Annotated in this window: 1 protein-coding gene; it reads left to right on the top strand. The window is 72.5% G+C overall.

What is annotated here, in order from left to right:
* The first annotated feature begins 543 nt into the window (after nucleotides 1-543).
* Nucleotides 544-759, top strand: coding sequence for a DUF6243 family protein (locus tag ACFXGX_RS43175; protein WP_384803975.1), 216 nt, complete (start codon nucleotides 544-546; stop codon nucleotides 757-759).
* Nucleotides 760-1,305 lie beyond the last annotated feature (546 nt).

Below are 1,305 nucleotides of genomic sequence, written 5' to 3'. Positions count from 1 at the left end.
CGGGGGCCCCCTCGCCGGCCCCCCGCCTGCCCCCCCCGGTCCGCGGGGGCCGGGGCGCGCGCGCCCCCGCACCCCCCCCCGCCGCGGGGCCTCTTGTCGGCACCGTCCGGACCCGGGAGGGTGCCCCTGCCGTCGGAAGGCCTGCGGGTGATATTGGCCCCGGTGCGTAGCGGCGGGGCGCGAGTGAGAGGATCTCTCGTGCGGGCAGTGTGCTCGCGACCACTGAAAACGCCCGCGGCGGCCCGGTAACGCCCATCTGGACCCGCCCCGGACGGGCGGCGACCACTGACGGGTGCCGCCGGTGCTGAGATTCCCGGAAGGAAACGGCTGACCTCGGGTGCTCGCCGCGGGCCCGGCCGACGCCGGGGCGGCGAACAGGTTGGTGGGCGGGGCCGACGGAACCGGGTAACGTCTTTGTCATGTTCTTCCAGGCGCCGATTCATGAGTGAGAGCGTGATGGGCCCCTGCTGACGTCTTTCGACGTCGCCGCCGTCCCCCACCGATGAATCCGTAGATCACTTCACATCATTACCGGGAGAACCCGTGACCGTGAGCAAGAACATCAACAACCCCGTGGGCATGGGCGGCGGCCAGCGCAAGAAGCTGTCCCGCGCCGAACGGCAGAACCACGGTCCGCACCGCAACCTCGACCGCCAGGGTGCGGCCGACCGTAAGGCGGAGCTGGTGCGCAAGATGCGTGAGAAGGCAGGCGCGGCTGAGGGCGCCGCGCAGGCGGGCGACGACACCACACAGAGCTGAGGCACCGCCGCCGCAGGGCGGCACCAGGACAGGGCCCGGACCGCACGTCGCGGTCCGGGCCCTCCTGACGTATGGGGGCTCTCCCGCCGTACCGTGCGCGGCCGGTCCCGCTCAGCTCTCGGCCGACCGCCCACGTCTCAGATGACCACCCGGGGCGGCCGCAGATCCGACAGCCCCGTCACCGCCACCACCCGAGCTGCACCAGCAGCTCAGCACGTGCCCCGTGCCCAGCCTGGGCGACACCGCAGCCCGGGGGCGGCACCGCGGCAGAGGAAGTGGACACGGCCGCAGGACAACACTGGTGGACACCTCGATGGGACGATCACGAAGCCCACTGGTCAGAGCGACTCCGGTGGACCGCCCGACGCGAAATCCGCATGCACCCCCGTGGGGGCCGTCATGAACGTCGCGTCGTCCGGCGTCGACCTGGTCAGGGTTGCACTGCGCAGCCGCGCCGGAGGCCGCGCGCCCTGGGGCTGAACACGTGTGAGGGGGGGGGCCCTATGGGCGCGCCCCCAGCGAACAGAGGGGGGCTCGCATTTTATA

It is taken from the genome of Streptomyces sp. NPDC059371 (assembly GCF_042751995.1).
GTDB lineage: Bacteria > Actinomycetota > Actinomycetes > Streptomycetales > Streptomycetaceae > Streptomyces.
The sequence above is the reverse complement of the archived record's forward strand: the minus strand, read 5'-3'. Positions and strand labels throughout refer to the sequence as shown.